Annotated in this window: 16 protein-coding genes; 9 read left to right on the top strand and 7 right to left on the bottom strand. The window is 67.5% G+C overall.

The window, feature by feature from the left end; genetic code table 11:
* Positions 1 to 62 precede the first annotated feature (62 nt).
* The 4 genes from BHK69_RS27080 to BHK69_RS27065 all read left to right on the top strand — a co-directional run bounded on the left by BHK69_RS27080 (position 63) and on the right by BHK69_RS27065 (position 3773).
* On the top strand, positions 63 to 815 hold the full coding sequence (locus tag BHK69_RS27080) for a sulfite exporter TauE/SafE family protein (RefSeq protein WP_069692819.1): 753 nt from the start codon (positions 63 to 65) through the stop codon (positions 813 to 815).
* A gap of 97 nt (positions 816 to 912) precedes the next feature.
* On the top strand, positions 913 to 1692 hold the full coding sequence (gene otnI, locus BHK69_RS27075; RefSeq protein WP_069692818.1) for a 2-oxo-tetronate isomerase: 780 nt from the start codon (positions 913 to 915) through the stop codon (positions 1690 to 1692).
* Positions 1689 to 2690 (top strand): glucokinase, encoded by a 1002-nt coding sequence (locus tag BHK69_RS27070; RefSeq protein ID WP_069692817.1) that lies wholly within the window; start codon positions 1689 to 1691, stop codon positions 2688 to 2690. Before otnI ends, BHK69_RS27070 begins: the two co-directional genes overlap by 4 nt.
* Positions 2691 to 2726: 36 nt before the next feature.
* Positions 2727 to 3773, top strand: coding sequence for an acyltransferase family protein (locus BHK69_RS27065; RefSeq protein ID WP_244548336.1), 1047 nt, complete (start codon positions 2727 to 2729; stop codon positions 3771 to 3773).
* Between the two features lie 157 nt (positions 3774 to 3930).
* On the opposite strand, the gene BHK69_RS27060 is transcribed toward BHK69_RS27065, so the two are convergent.
* Positions 3931 to 4290, bottom strand: coding sequence for a hypothetical protein (locus BHK69_RS27060; protein WP_244548335.1), 360 nt, complete (start codon positions 4288 to 4290; stop codon positions 3931 to 3933).
* A gap of 141 nt (positions 4291 to 4431) precedes the next feature.
* Between BHK69_RS27060 and BHK69_RS27055 the strand changes: the two genes are divergently transcribed.
* Positions 4432 to 6243, top strand: a complete 1812-nt coding sequence (locus BHK69_RS27055; RefSeq protein ID WP_069692815.1) for an ABC-F family ATP-binding cassette domain-containing protein — start codon at positions 4432 to 4434, stop codon at positions 6241 to 6243.
* A gap of 98 nt (positions 6244 to 6341) precedes the next feature.
* On the opposite strand, the gene BHK69_RS27050 is transcribed toward BHK69_RS27055, so the two are convergent.
* Entirely contained in the window at positions 6342 to 7295 is a 954-nt protein-coding gene (locus BHK69_RS27050; protein WP_069690222.1) for an IS110 family RNA-guided transposase, read from the bottom strand.
* A gap of 322 nt (positions 7296 to 7617) precedes the next feature.
* On the opposite strand from BHK69_RS27050, the gene BHK69_RS27045 reads away from it, so the two are divergent.
* The gene (locus BHK69_RS27045; RefSeq protein WP_199578988.1) at positions 7618 to 8748 is read left to right on the top strand and encodes an IS481 family transposase; all 1131 of its coding nucleotides are present in this window, start codon (positions 7618 to 7620) and stop codon (positions 8746 to 8748) included.
* Between the two features lie 58 nt (positions 8749 to 8806).
* On the opposite strand, the gene BHK69_RS27040 is transcribed toward BHK69_RS27045, so the two are convergent.
* On the bottom strand, positions 8807 to 9754 hold the full coding sequence (locus BHK69_RS27040; RefSeq protein ID WP_069690130.1) for an IS110 family RNA-guided transposase: 948 nt from the start codon (positions 9752 to 9754) through the stop codon (positions 8807 to 8809).
* 469 nt (positions 9755 to 10223) lie between these two features.
* On the opposite strand from BHK69_RS27040, the gene BHK69_RS27035 reads away from it, so the two are divergent.
* Positions 10224 to 10970: an SDR family oxidoreductase gene (locus BHK69_RS27035; protein WP_069692814.1), complete on the top strand. Its 747-nt coding sequence runs from the start codon at positions 10224 to 10226 to the stop codon at positions 10968 to 10970.
* Between the two features lie 217 nt (positions 10971 to 11187).
* Here the strand turns inward: BHK69_RS27035 and BHK69_RS27030 are convergent, their stop codons facing one another.
* Complete coding sequence (locus BHK69_RS27030; RefSeq protein ID WP_069692813.1) at positions 11188 to 12081, bottom strand: metallophosphoesterase family protein; 894 nt, start codon at positions 12079 to 12081, stop codon at positions 11188 to 11190.
* 338 nt (positions 12082 to 12419) lie between these two features.
* On the opposite strand from BHK69_RS27030, the gene BHK69_RS27025 reads away from it, so the two are divergent.
* Together BHK69_RS27025 and BHK69_RS27020 are read left to right on the top strand one after the other, a co-directional pair.
* Positions 12420 to 12932 carry an NUDIX domain-containing protein gene (locus tag BHK69_RS27025; RefSeq protein ID WP_069692812.1) on the top strand — a complete coding sequence of 171 codons (513 nt, stop codon included), beginning with the start codon at positions 12420 to 12422 and terminating at the stop codon, positions 12930 to 12932.
* Between the two features lie 197 nt (positions 12933 to 13129).
* Entirely contained in the window at positions 13130 to 13639 is a 510-nt protein-coding gene (locus BHK69_RS27020; RefSeq protein ID WP_069692811.1) for a GNAT family N-acetyltransferase, read from the top strand.
* A gap of 114 nt (positions 13640 to 13753) precedes the next feature.
* On the opposite strand, the gene BHK69_RS27015 is transcribed toward BHK69_RS27020, so the two are convergent.
* Genes BHK69_RS27015 through BHK69_RS27005 form a run of 3 tightly spaced genes read right to left on the bottom strand, consistent with a single transcriptional unit; the run spans position 13754 to position 19609 of the window.
* The gene (locus BHK69_RS27015) at positions 13754 to 15853 is read right to left on the bottom strand and encodes a hypothetical protein (RefSeq protein ID WP_069692810.1); all 2100 of its coding nucleotides are present in this window, start codon (positions 15851 to 15853) and stop codon (positions 13754 to 13756) included.
* A 3-nt stretch (positions 15854 to 15856) separates the two neighbouring features.
* On the bottom strand, positions 15857 to 18676 hold the full coding sequence (locus BHK69_RS27010) for a DUF4159 domain-containing protein (RefSeq protein ID WP_069692809.1): 2820 nt from the start codon (positions 18674 to 18676) through the stop codon (positions 15857 to 15859).
* Positions 18677 to 18694: 18 nt separating this feature from the next.
* A complete protein-coding gene (locus BHK69_RS27005; protein ID WP_069692808.1) occupies positions 18695 to 19609 on the bottom strand; it encodes a DUF58 domain-containing protein in 915 nt (304 codons plus the stop codon).
* Between the last annotated feature and the right edge of the window lie 14 nt (positions 19610 to 19623).

Here is a 19623-nt window from a genome sequence, read left to right as displayed (position 1 = left end):
AGATTTCAAATCGGTTCACTTTGTGACCCGATTTGAAATCATCCGGCTCTAGGGGCTCATCCATGGACACGACCATCCTGAGCCTCGCGCTCGGCGCGGCGGTTGCCGGCTTCGTGCAGGGTCTCTCGGGCTTCGCCTTCGGGCTCGTCGCCATGTCCTTCTGGGCCTGGACGCTCGAGCCGAGGCTGGCGGCCGTGATGGCGGTGTTCGGCGCGCTGACGGGGCAGATCATCTCCGCTTTCTCCCTGCGGCGCGGCTTTGATCTGGCGCGGCTCTGGCCCTTTCTGCTCGGCGGCTTCGCCGGTATTCCGCTCGGCGTCGCGTTGTTGCCGCTCCTCGATGCGACGCTGTTCAAGGCCGCGCTCGGCTGCCTGCTGGCGATCTGGTGCCCGATCATGCTGTTCGCGCCGCGTCTCCCGGCGATCCGTGCCGGCGGGCGTCTGGCCGATGGCGTTGTCGGCCTCACCGGCGGCATCATGGGTGGGTTCGGCGGCTTTACAGGCGTGATCCCGACGCTGTGGTGCACCTTGCGCCGCATGGACAAGGACGCGCAGCGCTCGATCATCCAGAACTTCAATCTGGCGACGCTCGCCGTCACCATGCTGAGCTATGTCGTGGCCGGGAATGTCACGCGCGCGATGCTGCCTTTCTTCGCCGTCGTCGCGCCGGCCATGCTGATCCCCTCGCTGATCGGCGGCCGTCTCTATATCGGTATCAGCGAGGCCGCCTTTCGCCGGATCGTGCTCGCTTTGCTGACATTGTCGGGGGTGGCGCTGCTCGCCTCATCGTTGCCGCGTTTGCTGGGCAGCGGATGACATCGCAGCCGGAACGTCCTGCCCCTGCGAACGTTACCGATGACGTGGTCGCCCGATCGGGTTAGCCTACCGCTTCATTCCGACTGAAGAGACCGACATGCCGCGTTTTGCCGCCAATCTCTCGATGATGTTCACCGAATGGGATTTTCTCGACCGCTTCAAGGCTGCGGCCGATGCCGGTTTCGAGGCGGTTGAGTTCCTGTTTCCCTATGAGCACGCGGCCGAGAAGGTCGGACTCGCGCTCGCCGGCGCCGGGGTCGAGCAGGCGCTGTTCAACCTGCCGCCGGGCGATTGGGCCAAGGGAGAGCGCGGCATGGCGGCGATCCCCGGCCGCGAGGACGAGTTCAAGGCAGGGATCGAGACCGCCCTGGCTTATGTGCATGAGACCGGCGTCAAGCGCCTGCACATGATGGCGGGCCATGCCGACCCGCAGGATCCCGCTGCGCAGAAAGCCTATCGAGCATCGCTCGCCTACGCCGCCGACAGGCTGGCCGAGCACGACATCGACCTGCTGCTGGAGCCGATCAACGGCAAGGATATGCCCAGCTATTTCCTCAACGATTTTGATCAGGCAGCGGCTTACGTCCGCGAATCCGGCCGCCTGAATGTCAGGCTGCAGTTCGACATGTATCATTGCGAGCTGATCCATGGCGACGTCTCGGGCAAGTTGAAGGCGCTCTACCCGCTCGTCGGCCATGTCCAGATCGCGCGTGCCAATGGCCGCCACGAGCCCGACGCTTCGGGGCCGGACTATCCGCGCCTCTTCGCGGAGCTGGACGGGCTCGGCTATGAGGGCTTCGTCGGCTGCGAGTACCGGCCGGCGGCCGGCACGCTCGAAGGGCTCGGCTGGTTCTCCGATTTCAGGAAGCCGGCGTGACCTCGCCTTTCGTCCATCCGGTTCTGGTCGCCGATATCGGCGGCACGAATTGCCGGCTTTCGCTCGTATCTCGGGCAGGGGCGCCGCATGAGCCCCTGGCGCGGATCAGCACCGGCGGCCACCCGACGCCGGAGGCGGCGCTGGAGGCTGTGCTGTCGACGCTCACGCAGCGGCCGCGCAGCGCCATCCTTGCCGTGGCGGGTCCTTTGGACGGGCGCGAGGCGCAGCTCACCAATGCCAATTGGCATTTCGACGGACCGCAGCTCGCCAAGGCGCTCGGGCTCGAACAAGGCCTGCTGGTCAATGATTTCGAGGCGCTGGCGGCTTCGCTCTCCGTGTTGCGCGAGGCGGATTTGACGACGCTGGTTCCGGGCCAGCCGGAGCCCGAAGGGCTTCGCCTCGTGCTCGGGCCTGGCACTGGCTTCGGCGCCGCCGCGCTCCTGATGCGGGGCGAGCGCGGCGTCCTGGTGCCGACCGAGGCCGGTCATATCGGCATCGGCCCGGAAGACCCGACCGAGTACAAGATCTGGCCGGCGCTTGCCGCCGAGCAGCCGCGCGTCACGGTCGAGGGGCTGCTCAGCGGCGACGGGCTGGTGCGTTTCCACCGCGCGGTGGCGAAGCAATCGGGCATGCTGGAGGCCGATGTCAGCGCCGCCGACGTGACGACGCTGGCGCTCGACGGCGACCCCGCCGCGCTGATGGCGGTGATCTGCTTCTGGCGATTGCTGGCGCGGGTCGCAGGTGATCTCGCGCTCGCCTTCAAGGCGACGGGGGGCGTCTATATCGCGGGCGGCATCGTGCCGCGGCTCCTGCCGCTCGCCGACCCGGCGACGATCCAGGCCGTGTTCCATGGCAAGCCGCCGATGGAGGATCTGGCGAAGCGCTTCGCTTTGCATGTGATCACGACACATGATGCCGCCGAGCAGGGGCTGGCCGCCATTGCGGCTGCGCCGGCGCGGTTCGGGCTGGACGACCCTGCGCGGCTATGGTTTGCGTGAGCGCGTCGGTTTCGCACGTCTGAGGCTTTTTCCGGTTTGTTCCAGCTCTACGGCATCCAGGCCCTGCGCGCGGCTGCGGCCTTCATGGTCGCCGTGCACCATGTCCAGTATGACGCGATTGCGCTGGCCGCTCGGAGCGGGGCAAGCTTCTCACCTTCGCTGCTGCTGCCATGGATGGCGGGCGTCGACATCTTCTTCGTCGTTTCCGGCTTCATCATGGTGCATGCCTCCGCCGATCTCTTCGGCCGTGCGGATGGTGCGAGGCTCTTCCTGCAGCGCCGGCTCGCGCGCATCGTGCCGCTCTACTGGGCTGCGACGACGCTGTTCCTGCTCGTCGGACTGGTCCTGCCGGGCGCCCTGAATTCGGGCGCGCCAGATCTGGCGCAGATCGCCGGCTCCTATCTGTTCTGGCCCACGGTTTCGACGATAGGGCTTGTCCAACCGGTCTATTCGCTGGGCTGGACGCTGAACTACGAGATGCTGTTCTACGCGCTCTTCACCCTGGGGCTGCTGCTGCCGCGCGCCTGGACGCTTCCAGCCATCATCTTGGCCCTGGCGGGCTTGGTCGCGGGCGAGACCCTGGCCGGGCCGCTTGCGGTGCCGCTGCGCTTCTGGGGCCAGCCGATCGTGCTCGAATTCGTGGCCGGGATGGGGATCGCCCTGCTGTGGCGGCGGGGCTTTCGACTAGGGCTCGCCTCCCGTGTCGTGGTCGCGGCGCTTGGCGTGGCGCTGCTCCTGGTCGCGGCCCAGGTGCCGGGCAGCGATGCGCCCTGGGCGGCTCTCGCATGGCGAGGCTCGGCTGCCGCCCTGCTGGTGCTGGCGGCGGCATGCGGCAAGCGGCGGGAGGCGCCCTCAACGCCGGTTCGCTGGCTGGCGCTGGTCGGCGACGCTTCCTATGCGCTTTATCTGGTGCACCCCTTCGTCATTCGGGGCCTGCGTGAGCTGTTCCAGCGCCTAGGTATCGGATCGCCGCTCCTCTTCATCATCTTGGCTCTGTCTGGCGCAATCGTTGCGGCGCTGCTGGTCCACCGCGCCTTCGAGAAGCCGGCGACACGCTTCATGCGGCGAAAGCTCGGCGCCTAAAAACTTAGAGCATTGCTCCTGCGAAAAGCCGGTTCCCAGTTTTCGGGCCGATGCTCTGGAGTCTTTCCGCGTTTCTTCGAACCGCGGAAAGACTCCAGCTCCTTGATTTTTTGCATTTTCTTCACGCGAACCGGAGTCCACTTCGCTCGAAAATGCTCTATTTCAAGCGCATCCCCTTCAGCGACTGGCCGACGACGCCTCCGGAGCGGCGTCTCTCGGCGCGCTTGGCCTTGATGCCGGCCACATCCTCCGGCTGGGGATGGCGGCCGCGCTCCAGCAGTTCGAGCGTATATTCCTCATAGGTCAGGCCCAGGGCCTCGGCGCGCTCCTCGCGGCGCAGCGCGATCGCCGGGGGCTTGCGCCAGGCCCGGCGATGGGCCGTGCGCCATTCGAAATAGCGGTTGATCTCGCCCTTGCCCCATTCCGGCTCGTGTGGCGGCGGCTCATCGAGCGGTGGGCCGCCATTGTCGCCCATGCGGGCCGGGCGTTCATCTCGCAGTCGCTTCGGTTTGGCCAAGGGGCGCTCGTTCGACAGGGGGGCCTGCGCTCACGATAATAGCGGTTGTGCGCCGCACCAAGATCGAACTCATCGCAGCACGGCGCGTGACAGAGCCGCCGCGCCGGTCTATCCCGCCTGCATTCCCCTCACGGACACCCCATGGCCCCCTTGCTCCATCTGCGCGACGTCGCGCTCACCTTCGGCGGACAGCCGCTTCTCGAGGCGGCGGAGATTGCCGTTTCCGCCGGCGAGCGCGTTTGCCTGGTCGGCCGCAACGGCTCGGGCAAGTCGACCTTGCTGAAGATCGTGGCGGGTCTCGTCGAGGCCGACAGCGCCGACCGTTTCGTACAGCCGGGTTGCACGGTCCGCTATCTGCCCCAGGAGCCGGATTTTACCGGCTACAAGACCTCGCTGGCTTATGTCGAGGCCGGCCTCGGACCGGGCGACGACGCCTATCGCGCGCAATATCTGATCGATGAGCTCGGCCTGACCGGGCTGGAGGATCCCGCCACGATGTCGGGTGGCGAGTCGCGTCGCGCGGCGCTGGCGCGTGTGCTCGCGCCCGAGCCCGACATCTTGCTGCTCGACGAGCCGACCAACCATCTCGATCTGCCCGTGATCGAATGGCTGGAGCAGGAGCTGAAATCCTTGCGCTCGGCCATGGTTCTGATCAGCCATGACAGGCGCTTCCTGACCTCGCTGTCGCGCGCCACGATCTGGCTCGATCGCGGCCTGACGCGGCGCATGGACAAGGGTTTTGGGGAGTTCGAGGCCTGGCGCGACGAGGTGCTCGCCCAGGAAGAACTCGACCGCCACAAGCTCGACCGCAAGATCGCCCGCGAGGAAGACTGGCTGCGTTACGGCGTCAGCGCGCGCCGCACCCGCAACCAGCGCCGCCTCGGCGAACTGCATGGCCTGCGCGAGCAGCGCCGCACCGCTCGAAACGTCGTCGGCAATGTCCGGCTCGAGGCGAGCGAGGCGCAGACCTCGGGCAAGCTCGTGATCGAGGCGATCGACGTCGCGAAATCCTTCGGCGACAACGCGGTGGTGAAGTCGCTGTCGCTGCGCGTGGCGCGTGGCGACCGGATCGGTATCGTCGGCCCCAATGGCGCCGGCAAGACCACGCTGATCAACCTGCTGACCGGCGCGCTTGCGCCCGATTCCGGCAAGGTCAAGCTCGGCGTCTCCTTGAACATGGTCACGCTCGACCAGCGCCGCGAAAGTCTCGACCCTGCGACGCCGCTCGGCGATGCGCTGACCGGCGGCGGCTCCGACCAGGTCATGGTCGGCGACACGCCGCGCCATGTCATCGCTTATATGAAGGACTTCCTGTTCCAGCCGCTGCAGCGGCGCACGCCGGTGGGAGCGCTGTCGGGCGGAGAGCGCGGTCGATTGATGCTGGCGCGGGCGCTGGCAAAGCCTTCCAACCTCCTGGTGCTGGACGAGCCGACCAACGATCTCGACCTCGAGACGCTCGACCTGCTGCAGGAGCTTCTGGCCGACTATCAAGGCACGGTCCTGCTGGTCAGCCATGACCGCGACTTCATCGACCGCGTCGTCTCGGCGACGCTGATCTCGGATGGCGACGGCGTCTGGACGGAATTCGCCGGTGGCTATTCCGACATGCTGGCGCAGCGCGGGCGCGGCGTCGGCGCGAAGGTGAGGGTGATCCCCGGGAAATCGGCGCCTGCCGAGGACAAGTCCACGGTGGCGGCCGCGCCCGCGCCGGTCGCGAAGCGCAAGCTGTCCTTCAACGAGAAGCATGCGCTGGAGACCTTGCCCAAGCGCATCGAGGTTCTGCAAGCGGAAGCCGCCAAGCTCAGCCAGGCGCTCTCGGGCGATCTCTATACGCGCGACCCCAAACTCTTCGCCAAGGCGACGGCGCGGCTGGAAGAGGTGACACGCGAGATCGGGCAGGCGGAAGAACGGTGGCTGGCGCTGGAGATGCTGCAGGAAGAGTTGGGGGCGTGAGGTTCTCCGAATGAGGCGTGGGGAAGCCTCTCCAGACTCGGATAGCACGCAAACCGCAACGCCGGCTTCCCCTTCTCCCCTTGCGGGAGAAGCAACTATCATGCGGGGGTTTTCCAGGGCCTGTCTTTTGCGATGACGGCATTAGCGAAGATGACGAGCTTTCGGACGCATGCGACGATGGCAAGGGCGTGAGGCCTGCCGCGTTCGGCGAGGCGGCGATAGAGCGCGACGAGGGCTGGGTTCCAGCGCAGAGCTGCGGCCTGGGCTGCGGCGAAGAGGCTGGTTCGCAGCCGGGCGCGGCCGCCGCCGGTGCGGCGCTGGCCCTTGTAGCGGCCCGATTCATGGACGAAGGGGGCGACGCCGACGAGGGCTGCAGCTTGCGTGCGCGAGAGCCGGCCAAGCTCGGGCATGCGGATGACAAGGGCGAGCGCGGTTCTGTTCCCCAGCCCTGGAATGGAGAGCAGCAGCTTCATCCGGTGCGCCAGTTCGGCCCGGTCGGCGACGGCTTGGCCGAGCCGGGCAAGTTCGGCCGCCTTGAGCCGCTTCAACCGGGCGATCTCGTCGGCGAGCTGGGCGAGGAGACGTTCGTCGCGGAAGCGCTCGCGCCGGATCCGGGCTCGGGCGAGATCCTCTTCGATCTGCTCGATCCGGGTGAGATGTTCGGCCAGCGCGAGCAGATCTGGGGAGGGGGCGTCACGCAGCGTGTCTTGCGCCTGCGTGCATTGGGCGATGAGCCGCGCATCGATGCCATCGCTCTTGGCGCGTTGGAGCTTGAAGGCTCCATAGGCCTTCACCTGGCGCGGCTGGAACACGATCACCGGCAAGCCTTCCGCCCGTAAGGCCTCGGTCACCGCAAGCTCGTAGCCGCCCGTGGCTTCGAGGCCGACCTTCTCGACGCCGACGGCCTTCAGCTTTTGCGCCAACCTGGCGTGGCCTTCCGCCGTATTGGCTTCACGCCAAGCCTCCTGCCCAGGTGTCAGAGCAATGTCGAGCCAGGCCTTGCTGACATCGATGCCGGCGCAAATCGTCCCGCCTGTGCTATGCTGTTCCATCTTCGTCGACCCTGCCTTGCAAACGAACACGAGGTTCCGGCAACCAATCCGGGTTCGATGAAGAGCCGACGGCGATCCTGCTTCTCCACAGCCTCGCGGCTCGGGTGGCGTCGATCCGTCCGACGACCGCCCTGCTCCAGGCGGCCACCTGGAGCAGGGCATTCCTCACGGAACACCAGCAGTTCAGCACAGATCCTTGTTGCAAGGTGGCCCGGTGTCCTGCCTGGATAGATTGGTGACAGACGAGCCCGGATAGAAGGGTGACAGTTTTTCCCTGGATAGTTGGGAGGGCTGGACCATGCCGTGGCGAGAGAGCTGTGCCATGGACGAACGGGTGCGTTTCATAGCCGACTGGCTGGCGGGCGACGTGTCGATGACCGAGCTTTGCGAGGTTTACGGGATCAGTCGCAAAGCTGGGTACAAGTGGCGGGCGCGCTATGAGGCTGAGGGCGCGTCGGGGCTTGCGAACCGGTCATCGGCGCCGCTTGCGCACGGGCTGGCGACGCCTGCGCCGTTGGTGGAGAAGATCCTGGACCTGCGACGGGCGCGGCCGAGCTGGGGTCCGCGCAAGATCGTGGCTAAGCTTGAGCAGCTGCATCCGGACTTGTCCTGGCCATCGCATTCGACGGCGCACGAGATCCTCAAGCGCCAGGGCCTGATATCGGGCCGCCGCCTCCGACGCCGTCCCCCGCCCCGGCTGGGCGCGCTGACCACACCCGAGCGGCCGAACCACGTCTGGGCTGTGGACCACAAGGGTTGGGTCACCCTGGGCGACGGCGAGCGCTGCGAGCCGCTGACCCTGGCCGACAGCTACAGCCGCTTCGTCCTGGCGGTCTCGGCGGGCGACGGCGTCCACACCGCCCAGGCCAAGCCGGTCATGCAACGCGCCTTCCAGGTCTATGGCCTGCCCGAGGTCATCCGTTCCGACAACGGCCCGCCCTTCGCCTCCACCAGCGCCTCCGGGCTCAGCGCCCTGTCGGCCTGGTGGATCAAGCTGGGCATCCAGCCCGAGCGCACCCGGCCCGGTTCTCCTCAGGAAAATGGCCGCCTCGAACGCTTCCATCTCACCCTGCTGGAAGCCATGCGGCCCGCTTCACTCAACCGCGCCGCCCAGGCTCAGCGCCTGGAAGCCTTCCGACGCGACTACAACCACGAACGGCCCCATCAGGCCCTTGGCCAGAAGCCCCCCGCCAGCTTCTACAATCCTTCGCCCCGGTCCATGCCCGACAAACTTCCCCAACCCGACTACCCGTCCGATCGAACCATCCGCAGGGTGCGTAGCAACGGCGAGATCAAGATCGAGGGCCGCCTCGTACAGATCTGCTCCGCCCTCAAAGGTGAGCCCGTAGCCCTCGAAGCGACAGAGCACGGCTGGTGCGTCTGGTTCTACAAACAACCCATCGGCCTCATCGACCACCAAGGCCAGAAACTGTCACCAATCTACCCAGGCTAAATTGTAACCAACCTATCCGCTGGACACCGGAGGGCCGGATGAGCGGCTGTGTTGTTGGTCAAGGGTTTTGTGTTCGCCAGGGGGTGTTGTCTCTGACGATTGCGTTGAGGGTTGTGAGCAGCTTTCGGATGACGGCGACGATGGCGACCTTTTTGGGTCGTCCTCGCGTGGTGAGGCGATCGTAGAAGGTTTTGAAGACGCCGTTGTGCCGAATGGCGGCCAGCGCTGCCATGTACAAGGTGTTGCGGACGCAGGTTCTGCCTCCCACGATGGTTCTGTGGCCGCGCATCATGCCGGAATCGCGGTTCATCGGTGCGACGCCGACGAGGGCTGCGAGCTTCTGGCGGTCGATGGAGCCAAGCTCCGGAACTTCGGCGATGAGAGTGCGGGCGGTGACATCGCCAATCCCGGGCACGGACTTGAGCAATGTTTCGGTCTCGCGCCATGCCGGCGAGTTCTTGATGCCGTCACCGATAGTGCGGTCGATCTCGCTCAGCTCCTTCTCCAGGAAGGCGATGTGTCGGGCGAGCCCTTTGGCGAGGCGCTTGTCAGGCATGCGCCGCGCGCGATTGGCCTCCATCCCGATCATCTCGATGATCTGACGGCGCCTTGCGACGAGTTCGGCCAGCCTCGTCGCCTCCGGAGCAGGGACGGCTCTCGCCTGTGGCCTGATCCGCTCGGCAAAGAGCGCGATCACTTCGGCGTCGAGGGCGTCAGTCTTGGCCAGTCGTCCCATGGCGCGGGCGAAGTCGCGGATCTGACGCGGGTTGACGACACAGAGCGGCAAGCCTGCTCCGGCGAGCGCGGCCGTCACCGTGGTTTCAAACCCGCCGGTCGCCTCGATCACCACCAGGGCGACCGGACAGGCCGCCAGGCGTGCCGTTAGTTCGTCCAACCCTCGGCCGTCGCGAGAGACGAAGAAGGCCTCTCCCGATGGTCGCAGATGAACGTCGAGACGATCCTTGGATACGTCGATGCCAACGAAAACAGCGAGAGCTTCATCCATGACCCATCCTTGCAAATGCGGGCTCGAGCCCAAGCGGCTGTCCGGGTTCGGGACAAAAAGGCGGAAGCCGCACCTCGCTCATCCACGGGCTCAATTCACCCAAGGGGGGACCGGGCTGACTTCCGCCTCAAACCTCGCCGGTACAAAACCGACTGGCAAATCAAAGATACAAGGGGGCGCCGTGCCCTGCCCGGTTAGCGTCGTGTTCGGCCAGGCGGAAAACTCACAGCGCCCCCTCATCCGTCAGCGCTTCGCGCTGCCTCCTTGCTTCTCCCGCGAGGGGAGAAGGGAAAGCCTCGCCGGCCGCTGGATGATCGCCAAAACAAGGGCGACCATGATGGAAAGAAAGTACCCGCCATACAATTTCCGTCTCCGCCCAATCGCGAAAACGCATTTGTTGCCGGGGGCAAATCTCACCAATGTCGCGGACCCCGAGAAAAACGGACCCTGGGAAAGCTGAGGAAGCACGATGAGATTGAAGGGCAAGACGGCGCTGATCACCGGCGCGGCACAGGGGTTCGGGCTCGGCATTGCCGAGACTTTCGCGCGTGAGGGCGCGCGGGTGGCTGTGCTCGACATCAATGCCGACAAGGCCAAGGAGGCGGCCAAGGCGATCGGCCGTAAGGCCTTCGCCGTCGGCTGCGATGTCGGCAAGGGCAAGAGCGTCGACAAGGCGGTGGAGCGCGTGCTGGCGAAGTTCGGCCGGCTCGACATCGTCATCAACAATGCCGGCATCAGCCACCGCAATCAGCCGATGCTGGATGTCTCCGAGGAGGAGTTCGATCGCGTCTTCGCGGTGAATGTGAAGTCGATTTACCTCATGGCGCGCGCGACCGTGCCGCATTTCCGCGAGCATGGCGGCGGCGTGATCCTGAATATCGGCTCGACCGCCGGTATTCGGCCGCGCCCGGGCCTGACCTGGTACAACGGCTCAAAGGGGGCGGTGAACCTGCTCTCGAAATCGATGGCGGTGGAGCTTGCGCCCGACCGCATCCGCGTCAACGCGATCGCGCCCGTCGCCGGTGAGACGCCGTTGCTGGCGACCTTCATGGGCGAGGACACGCCGGAGAAGCGCGCACAGTTCAAGGCAACCATTCCCTGGGGCCGGCTCTCGACACCCCAGGACATGGCCAATGCGGCGCTCTATCTCTGCTCGGACGATGCCGAGATGGTGACGGGTACGGTTCTGGCCGTGGATGGCGGGCGCTGCATCTGAGAGGGCCTGCCAATCCGCCATCGCGGCCGCCTGACGCGACGTTCTGCGCTTCCGGTGCTCGCGGAGGTTGATGGCGGGCGTTGCATCTGATGCAGCGCTGGCGGAAAGCCGTCATTGCGAGCGCAGCGAAGCAATCCAGGGGACGTCGAGCGCTGCTGCTCTGGATTGCTTCGTCGCCGCGCTCCTCGCAATGACGACGAGGGTAATGCGGTACCGCTCACACCGGCTTGGCGTGCAGCGCGATTTCCTGGCGCAGCATGACCGTGCCGTCGGGCTCGAAGCCGCGCTGCTCGACGCTGATCTGGGGGGCGCTTGCGTCGCCCTCGATCTTGAACAGATGCCAGGTCGCCATTTCGCCATGGCCGAGCGGACCGATCGAGGCTGAGGGCACGCCGACGATGGGCACGTCGCGGCCCAGTCCCGGCCGCCAGGCCAGTGAGAATGTGTGGTTGTGGCCGTGCAGGATCAGATCGGCGCCGCTGCGCGCGAGCATCGCCTCGAAAGCCTCGGCATCGACGAGTTCGCGCGCGCGCCGCGCGCCGCCGACATAGGGCGGGTGGTGGATCAGGACGACGCGGATCAGCCCCTCATTGCGAGCGCGGTTCAGCAGGATCTCGGCCTTGGCGATCTGCGCCTGGCCGAGGCGCCCTGTCGCCATCAGCGGCAGGGTCGGAATGCCGCTGTTGAGGCCGATCAGCGCGACCGGGCCACGCCGACGATACCAGGGATAGCCGGCCGCGCCGACATCATCGGCGCACCATGGGCCGAGATGGCTGGCGAGCGGCTTCAGCGATGAGGGGGCATAGGCGTCGTGATTGCCCGGCACGAAGCTGACGGCATCGCGCGGGCCGAGCGTGTCGAGAAAGGTGACAGCCGTCTTGAATTCGTTGGGCAGGCCGATATGCGCGACATCGCCGGTGCAGGCGACATGGTCGGGCGCTTGCGCGCGGATATCGGCGACGATCAGCGCCAGGACGTTCATGTCATGGGCATGGCGCCGTTTGCGCCGCCAATTGACATAGCCCGTCGCGCGCTTGCCCAGGAGCTGGTGCAGCGAAAAACCGGCGAGAGGGCCGAGATGCGGGTCGGACAGATGCGCGAGCTTGAACACAGCCTAAGCGCTTGCCCTTGCCGCCCACCAGCCGTCAAGCGCGAAAGATGCGTCGATAGCGACGCAAGCCTCGCGCTGGTCGGCTCAGTTGGCGGTGCCAGTCAGTTCGGAGACGATGAACGAATCGGTCAGGGTGACGGCGGGCTTCCAGACATAGGCCGGCTTGGCGCGCAGACGAGCGATGATGAAAGAGAGTAGCATGACGAAAATCCCCAGCGGTGATGTCGTCTTCTCTACCTCATTTGCGGCGCGTTTGTGACGTAACGGAACCTGAATTGGGCCTCTGCCATGCGTTATTTGCATAGACAATTTAGATTTCGTTTGGATTTGACGAGTCCATGACCGTGGATGGCGACCATCCCGCTGCTTTGAAGTCGGATTCTGGTCCGAATCGCGCGCAACGCGCGTTGTTCCGGGTTGCGCATCTGTATTTCCGTCTTGTGCGCGGCATGACGCTGGGCGTGCGCGCGGCCGTACTGGACGGCGAGGGCCGCGTCTTTCTGGTGCGCCATACCTACACCCCCGGCTGGCACCTGCCGGGTGGGGGCGTCGAGGTTGGCGAGACGCTTGAAGAAGCACTGGCTAAGGAGCTGCGCGAGGAGGCCTCGATTCGTGTCACCGGGCCGGTCGTGCTCCATGGCGTCCTGTTCAACCGGCCCCTCTCGCGGCGCGATCATGTCGCGGTCTATGTGGTCCGGGAGTTTGCGGTCGATGGTGTCAAGCGGCCCGATCGCGAGATCGCCGAAGCCGGCTTCTTTCCGCTCGATGCGCTACCGGAGGGCACAACGCCGGCGACGCGGCGGCGGCTGGATGAGATCGCGGCTGGCGCAAGAGCCCCGGCCGTCTGGTAAGGCCGCGCTTATCCTGGGCAGCGTGATGGACGCCTGCCCGCCACTCTGCTACAGCCCGCCGCCATGACGAACGGGCAACGCCTTTCCACCCTGCGACGACCGGCGCGCTGAACGCGCCCTCGAGGCATGCCGCCGATGCGCGGCCATGTCCTCGCCGCCCTATTGCAGGTTTCTGCCCGCCCGCAGGTTTGCCCGTCATGACGTCCTTGCCTTTGACCATTCGCCATGAGCTTCCCGCCGATGCCGCCGCGATCGAGCGTTTGCATGAGCGCGCCTTCGGGCCGGGCCGTTTCGCGCGCACGGCCTTTCGGCTGCGCGAGGGCGTGCCGCCCGATGCAAACCTGACCTTCGCCGCCCATGTCGGCACGTTTCTGGTCGGCTCGATCAGGGTGACGCCGGTTTCTGCGGGCGGCAGCACCGCGCTGATGCTGGGGCCACTGACGGTCGATCCCGCTTTTGAGGGACGCGGCATCGGGGCGGCCTTGATGAACCGCTCGATCGAGGCGGCGCGGGCTGCAGGGTCCGACCTGATCATGCTGGTGGGGGACGCGCCCTATTATGCCCGCTTCGGCTTCAGGCCGATCCCGCCGGGCCAGCTCGTCCTGCCGGGGCCTGCGGACCCGGCGCGGTTCCTCGCGCTCGAACTGGTCGAGGGCGTGCTGGCGCAGCGCAAGGGCGCTGTCATGGCTTATCGCCAGAGCGTGTGACCCTCCTCGTCATGGCCGGCCTTGTGCCGGCCATCCATGTCTTCCTTCGTCGAAGGCGGTGTTCAAGACGTGGATGCTCGCCACAAGGGCGAGCATGACGGCGGTGGAGCGCGGTTAAGCCGTCGTATCCGGCCTCCGGTTGAACCGTCTGCCGCTTTCGCCCAGCCAACCGGCGACGAGCGCGCCAAACAGCAGCGCCAGACCGATCAGGCCGATGAAGAGCGGCGAGACCTGGACGCCGCGCACGATGCCGGAATCGCTGATGCGCAGGCCGATCCAGTCCGAGCCGGCGAATTGCGATCCGGACCGCACCGGCACGATGCGCGGAATGGTCACGTTCGAGCCGATCTCCTGGCCGATCCGCCGTGAGGAGCCGCCGGTGGCTTCGGCCAAGGCCTGGAGCTGGGCGGGGTTGCTGACCACCTCCATCAATTCGCGCGGATTCTCGGGGCCGACGCTGGCGAAGGCGGTGAGGTTGTCGGCCGCGACGCGGTGCAGGCCGAATTCGCTGGTCGGGATGCGCGCGGTGAAGAGGCCGGGCCGGCCGGCCTCGAGCGGCACGGAGCGCGATTGCCCGTCCGGTCCGGTGATGGTCACAGGGGAGGGCGTGTCGCCCAGCGTCTGCCGCTCGACCTCGATGACGCCGCCGCGGGCCGAGGCGCGCAGCGCTTCCTCTTCCAGCTCGGGCTCCTTCATGAGCCAGTGGCTGAGCCGGCGCAGCAGATCGAGATAGGGGCCGCCATCGCGAAAGCCGCGCGCCCAGAGCCAGGCATGGTCGGAGAGGAAGAGCGCGACGCGGCCCTTCTGCTCGCGCGCCAGCATCAGCAAGGGCCGCTCGCCCGGGCCGGTCATCACGGCCGAACCGGTGCGGGCGCGGGCGCCGACCATGCGCAGCCATTCGCCCCAGCGCGGCGGCTCGACCTCCGAACCCGGTAGCTCGCGGGTGACGGGGTGGCGCTTGCCGGGTTCGCTGACGCGGGCGCGATAGGCCTCGTCGATCACGGAACCATCCGGCACGGCAGGCAAGATCTGGCCCAAGGGCGTGCGCGACAGGCTTTGCGAGCCGGCATATTCCGGCCCGGCCGCGATCAGCAAGGCGCCACCTTCGCGGACATAGCGGACGATGTTGTCGAAATAGATCAGCGGCAGGATCGACTGGTTGGCGTAGCGGTCGAAGATGATCAGGTCGAATTCCTTGATCTTGACCTGGAACAGCTCGCGCGTCGGGAAGGCGATCAGCGAAAGCTCGTTGATCGGCGTGCCGTCCTGCTTCTCCGGCGGGCGCAGGATGGTGAAATGCACGAGGTCGATATTGGCGTCGGCCTTCAGCAGATTGCGCCAGGTGCGCTCGCCCGGATGCGGCTCGCCCGAGACCAGGAGCACGCGCAGCTTGTCGCGCACGCCTTCGATGGTGATCACGGCGCGGTTGTTGGCAAGCGTGAGCTCGTTTGCGAGCGGGTCGGCTTCGATCTCGACGACGTTGGGGCCGCCGCGATCGATCCGGATCGGCACCTGCACGATCTCGCCGGCGGTGACCTCTCGGCGCGCGATGATCTCGCCGTCACGGCGGATGGTCAGCCCGGCCCGGCCCGGTCCGCCTCTCTCGACAACGCGCAGGCGGACGTTCTGGTCCTTGCCGACGATGCCGAAGCGCGGCGAATCGACCAGCACGATGCGGCGGTCGATCTCGGCGTTGCGCCCCGTGGTCAGTACATGTAGCGGGGCGCGCAGGCCGAGCGCCTCGGCATTGGCCGGGGCGTCATGGGCGAGGCCGTCGGTGATCATGATCGCGCCGGCGACGCGCTCGGAGGGCACGTCGGCGAGGCTGGCCGCCAGCGCCTCGAACAGGCGGGTGCCGTCGCCCGAACCTTGCGCATCGCGAACCTCGACGATGCGGGGTTCAACATTGTTCAGCCCGCGCAGCTGGCGCTCAACCTCGGCCTGGGCGGCTTGCGTCTGCGCCGCACGGTCGGCCAGCCGGTTCGAGCCGGAGCGGTCGACCACCACCGAGACGACGTCCTTGACCGGCTCGCGATCCTCGAAGACGAGCGAGGGATCGGCGAGCGTCAGCATCAGCACGACGAGCGCAAAGGCGCGCAGGATGGCGCTGCGCCCCGCCAGCACGATCGCCGCGCCAGCCGCGAGCGCAGCCAGCAGGCTCAGGCCTATCAGCAGCGGCAGCGGCACCAGCGGCGCGAAGGAGAGGCTCCACATGACCTATTGTCCCAGACGCTCGAGCAGGGCCGGGACATGGACCTGGTCGGCCTTGTAGTTGCCGGTGAGCGCATACATCACGAGGTTGACGCCAGCCCTGAGCGCCATTTCGCGCTGGCGCGGATCGGAGCCCGACAGCGGCACCAAGGCCTCGCCGCGCCGGCCGACGGCCCAGGCGGAGGCGAGGTCGTTCGAGGTGATGACGATCGGCGAGACATTGTCGCCGGCGCGCGCAGGGCGGCGGCCGTCCTCGCCGGCGGGGGGAAGGATCTCGACCCAGGTCGTGCCGGTGTCGTAGCGGCCGACGAAGCCGTCGAGGATGTAGAAGGTCTTGGTCAGGACATGGTCGCGCGGCAGCGGCTCGAGCTCGGGGATGTCGAGCGTCTGCAGCATGCGGCGCAATTGCTCGCCCTCGGGCGTGGTGCCGCCGCCAGGGCGCGCGCTCATCGCGTCGCGGGTGTCGAAGATCACGAGCCCGCCGCCCTTCATATAGGCTTCGAGCTTGCGCAGGGTCTCGGGCGCGGGGATCGGGCGGCCGGCCACGATCGGCCAGTACAGTACCGGGAAGAAGGCGAGTTCGTCGCGGTCGGCATTGACTCCGACGGCCTCGCCGGGTTCGAGCGCGGTGCGTGCGCCGAGCACGATGTTGAGACCGGCAAGGCCGGCCTTCGACATGTCGTCGACGGTCTTGTCGCCGGTGACGACATAAGCCAGCCGCGTCACGGCGCCGGCTGCGAAAAGCTCGCGGGGAATCGGCGGGCGGTCATCCGCCGGGGCTGCCGGCACGGCTTGAGCGCGGGCCATCTCGGGCGTCGTGGCGCCGACGAGCACGAGCGCCAGCAGGATTGCGGCTGGCGCGGCGCGGTTGGCGCGACGAGCAATGTTCAGCCGGCCGCCGAGCCAGAGCGTCGCCAGCGTGTCGGCGATCAGGCACAGCAGCGCCAGCACCAGCAATTGCGGGCGGATGTCGAACGCGACCGGCTTGTCGACCGGCAGGATCGGCGCGCCGAGCGCCGCCAGATCGATCGCCCTCAGGCTGTCGGCCGGGTTCAGAGCGTTCACTGCGAGCGAGCCGTCGGCAGGGCCGTAGATGCCTGGCGGATGTGCCAGGGTCGCTCGCCCGGCGAAGGTCCGGGCCACCGGCTGGGCGGTTGCGGGCGGGCTGCGGAAGGCGCCGTGTCCATCGAGCACGCGGGTCGGCGATAGCGTGTCCACGCGCGCATCCTCTCCTTGAGCCTCGCTCGGCCCGGTTCCGGCAAGGCTGACGACCTTGCGCAGCATGTCGACGAACAGCCCCGAGAGCGGCAGGTTCGACCATGTCGTGTCGGCGGTGACATGCATCATCGCGATCATGCCATCGCCACGGCGTTCGCCGGTGACGACCGGCGTGCCGTCCTCCAGCGCAGCCCAGGTCTTCCTGGCGAGGTCGGCTTCGGGCTCGGCCAGGATCTGTCTGGAGACGCGGACATCGTCATTGATGGCGATGCCGAAGAAGGGGCTCTCGCGGGTGAAGGGGGCGAGCTTGCGCGGAGTCTCCCAGGAGAGGCCGCCGCCGAGCGTGCGGCCGCCGCGGCGCAGGCGCACGGGTGTGAGGTCATCGGCCGCCGCCGCCAGCCGCGCTCCGGCGAAGCGCAGCAATACGCCGCCGCGCTGGATGAAGCTGTTGATCTTGCCGACGGTGTCGCCGTCCAGTGCGCCGATATCGGCGAGCACCAGAACGGAGAGGTTCTGTGCCAACAACTCGCCGATCGGGTCGGTCGAGCCCGGGCGCGGCTCGCGGATCTCGGCGAAAGGCGAGAGTGCGCGCGAGACGTAATAGGTCGGTGAAAGCAGCGGCTGGGCCGTGTCGGTGGTGGTGCCGGAGACGATGCCGACGCGCCGGCGCTTGGCACGGTCGTCGAGCAGCGCCACGGCCGCCGCGCTGCGCTCGCCGACGATCTCGAGCCGGGATACGGCGTTGCGGACCTCGATCGGCAAGGTCAGGCGTGCCGTTGTCTGCAGCTCCGAGCCGTTGAAGATGAAGGGCGCATCGCCGAGCGGGAGTCCCTTGAGATCGAGCGCGCGGACATGGCCGGTGGCCGTGGCGGCGCTGGTGGGGCGCAGCACCTTCACGGCAAGCGCGCCAGCGAGGTTCTCGGGCGATGTCAGAGCGAGCTGGCCGGGCGAGCCGGCATGGATCGAGAGCCGGCGAGCATCGGCCTCCTGCTTCAGTCGCGCGAGGAAGGGGCCGTCATCGGCGATCGAAAGGCCGTCGCTGACCCAGACGGTCTCGGCCTCGGGCGCGCTGCGCAGGAAGGCCTCGATACGCTGGAGATGGGCGGAGCGGTCGGGCGCATGCGGCTGCAGCGCCAAGGCGCGCAACCGGTCGAGCGCGGCGCGCGGCTCAGACAGGGTGATTTCACTGGGCGCCTCGGCAAGGCCGACGATGGCGACGGGGCGGCCTTCGCGGGTGGCGGCGGCGAGGCGGGATTCAGAGATCGCCTGCCGCTCGGGCCAGTCGGTCGCTGCGCCGAAACCATTGTCGATCAGCAGCAGCATCGGGCCGCGCATTGGACCGGCCTCGCGCGGCGGGTTCCAGACCGGGCCGGCGACGGCGAGGATCGCGAGCGCGGCGACAGCCATGCGCAAGGCCAGCAGCCACCAAGGCGTATGGGCGGGCATTTCCCGCTTGGCGATGAGGTCCGCCATGATCTTGAGCGGCGGAAAGTCGATGCGTCTCGGGCGCGGCGGCGTCACGCGCAGGATCAGCCACAGCGCCGGCAGCAAAGCCAGTGCTGCCAGTGCCAGCGGGGCGGAGAAGGCGATCGGCAGGGAAGCGAGCATGGGTCTCGTCCGTCCTCCCTAGCGTCCGGGGCCGCGCGACGCGGCGATCAGGCTGGCGATGCGCAGCACGCCCTCGCTCGCCGGCCGGTCGGTGCGGTGCAGCGTCAGTGTCCAGCCCACCTTGCGACAGGCTTCCTTGATCGCGTCGCGATGCGCTTCCAGCCGCTGCCGGTATTCCTCGCCCCAGGAGCCGGCATCGCCAACCCTGAGCGACAAACCGTCCTCGAGGTCGAAGAGTTCCGCCTGGCCGGTGAAGGGGAAGGTCTCCTCGATCGGGTCGGCGATCAGCAGGACATGGCCGCGCGCGCCTGATGACGCCATCGTGGCGATGCGCTTGGCCAGCGAGGCGGCCGGAGAGAGACCGTCGGTGATGATGATCGCATCGGCCAGGCGCGGCAGCGGCGCGTCCGGCGGCAGGTCGGCCTCGGTGCCCTTGGCGTCGACCAGGATCGCTTGCGCCAGCGTCTCGACGATGCGGCGCGAGGCGAGGGCACGCGTCAGGCCGAGATGGCCGACGCGCTCGCCGCCCTCGACCAGCGTCTCCGCCAGGGCGAAGCCGGCGATGAGCGCGCGGTCGACCTTCGAGGCCAAAGCGAGAGAGGAGGCAAAACCCATCGAGGCCGAGCGATCGATCCAGAGCCAGATCGCATGCGAGGCTTCCCATTCGCGTTCGCGCACGAAGAGATGGCCGTCACGGGCCGAGCGGCGCCAGTCGATGCGCGAGGCGGCTTCGCCGGTGACCAGCGGGCGATACTGCCAGAAGGTCTCACCGGGGCCGGCGCGCCTGCGCCCATGGATGCCGTGCACGCTGGCCGAGACCCGTCGCGCCTCCAGGATCAGCCGGGGCAGACGCGCGGCGAGATCGAGCGAGGCGGTGAGAACCGGCCGGGCCGGTTGGCGTTCGGAGGTCCCGAGAACGCGCATGCGCAGCATTGTCGTGTCGCCTC

This window comes from Bosea vaviloviae, assembly GCF_001741865.1.
Taxonomy (GTDB): Bacteria; Pseudomonadota; Alphaproteobacteria; order Rhizobiales; family Beijerinckiaceae; genus Allobosea; species Allobosea vaviloviae.
Note: the sequence above shows the minus strand (reverse complement) of the source record. Positions and strands in the feature narration are given on the sequence as shown.

Excerpts from the sequence above, each read along its gene's own strand:
- BHK69_RS27010 (WP_069692809.1), bottom strand. The coding sequence starts at position 18,676 with ATGCTCGCTTCCCTGCCGATCGCCTTCTCCGCCCCGCTGGCACTGGCA.
- otnI (WP_069692818.1), top strand. The coding sequence starts at position 913 with ATGCCGCGTTTTGCCGCCAATCTCTCGATGATGTTCACCGAATGGGAT.
- BHK69_RS27025 (WP_069692812.1), top strand. The coding sequence starts at position 12,420 with ATGACCGTGGATGGCGACCATCCCGCTGCTTTGAAGTCGGATTCTGGT.
- BHK69_RS27035 (WP_069692814.1), top strand. The coding sequence starts at position 10,224 with ATGAGATTGAAGGGCAAGACGGCGCTGATCACCGGCGCGGCACAGGGG.
- BHK69_RS27045 (WP_199578988.1), top strand. The coding sequence starts at position 7,618 with ATGGACGAACGGGTGCGTTTCATAGCCGACTGGCTGGCGGGCGACGTG.
- BHK69_RS27005 (WP_069692808.1), bottom strand. The coding sequence starts at position 19,609 with ATGCTGCGCATGCGCGTTCTCGGGACCTCCGAACGCCAACCGGCCCGG.
- BHK69_RS27015 (WP_069692810.1), bottom strand. The coding sequence starts at position 15,853 with ATGTGGAGCCTCTCCTTCGCGCCGCTGGTGCCGCTGCCGCTGCTGATA.
- BHK69_RS27020 (WP_069692811.1), top strand. The coding sequence starts at position 13,130 with ATGACGTCCTTGCCTTTGACCATTCGCCATGAGCTTCCCGCCGATGCC.
- BHK69_RS27055 (WP_069692815.1), top strand. The coding sequence starts at position 4,432 with ATGGCCCCCTTGCTCCATCTGCGCGACGTCGCGCTCACCTTCGGCGGA.
- BHK69_RS27080 (WP_069692819.1), top strand. The coding sequence starts at position 63 with ATGGACACGACCATCCTGAGCCTCGCGCTCGGCGCGGCGGTTGCCGGC.
- BHK69_RS27050 (WP_069690222.1), bottom strand. The coding sequence starts at position 7,295 with ATGGAACAGCATAGCACAGGCGGGACGATTTGCGCCGGCATCGATGTC.
- BHK69_RS27040 (WP_069690130.1), bottom strand. The coding sequence starts at position 9,754 with ATGGATGAAGCTCTCGCTGTTTTCGTTGGCATCGACGTATCCAAGGAT.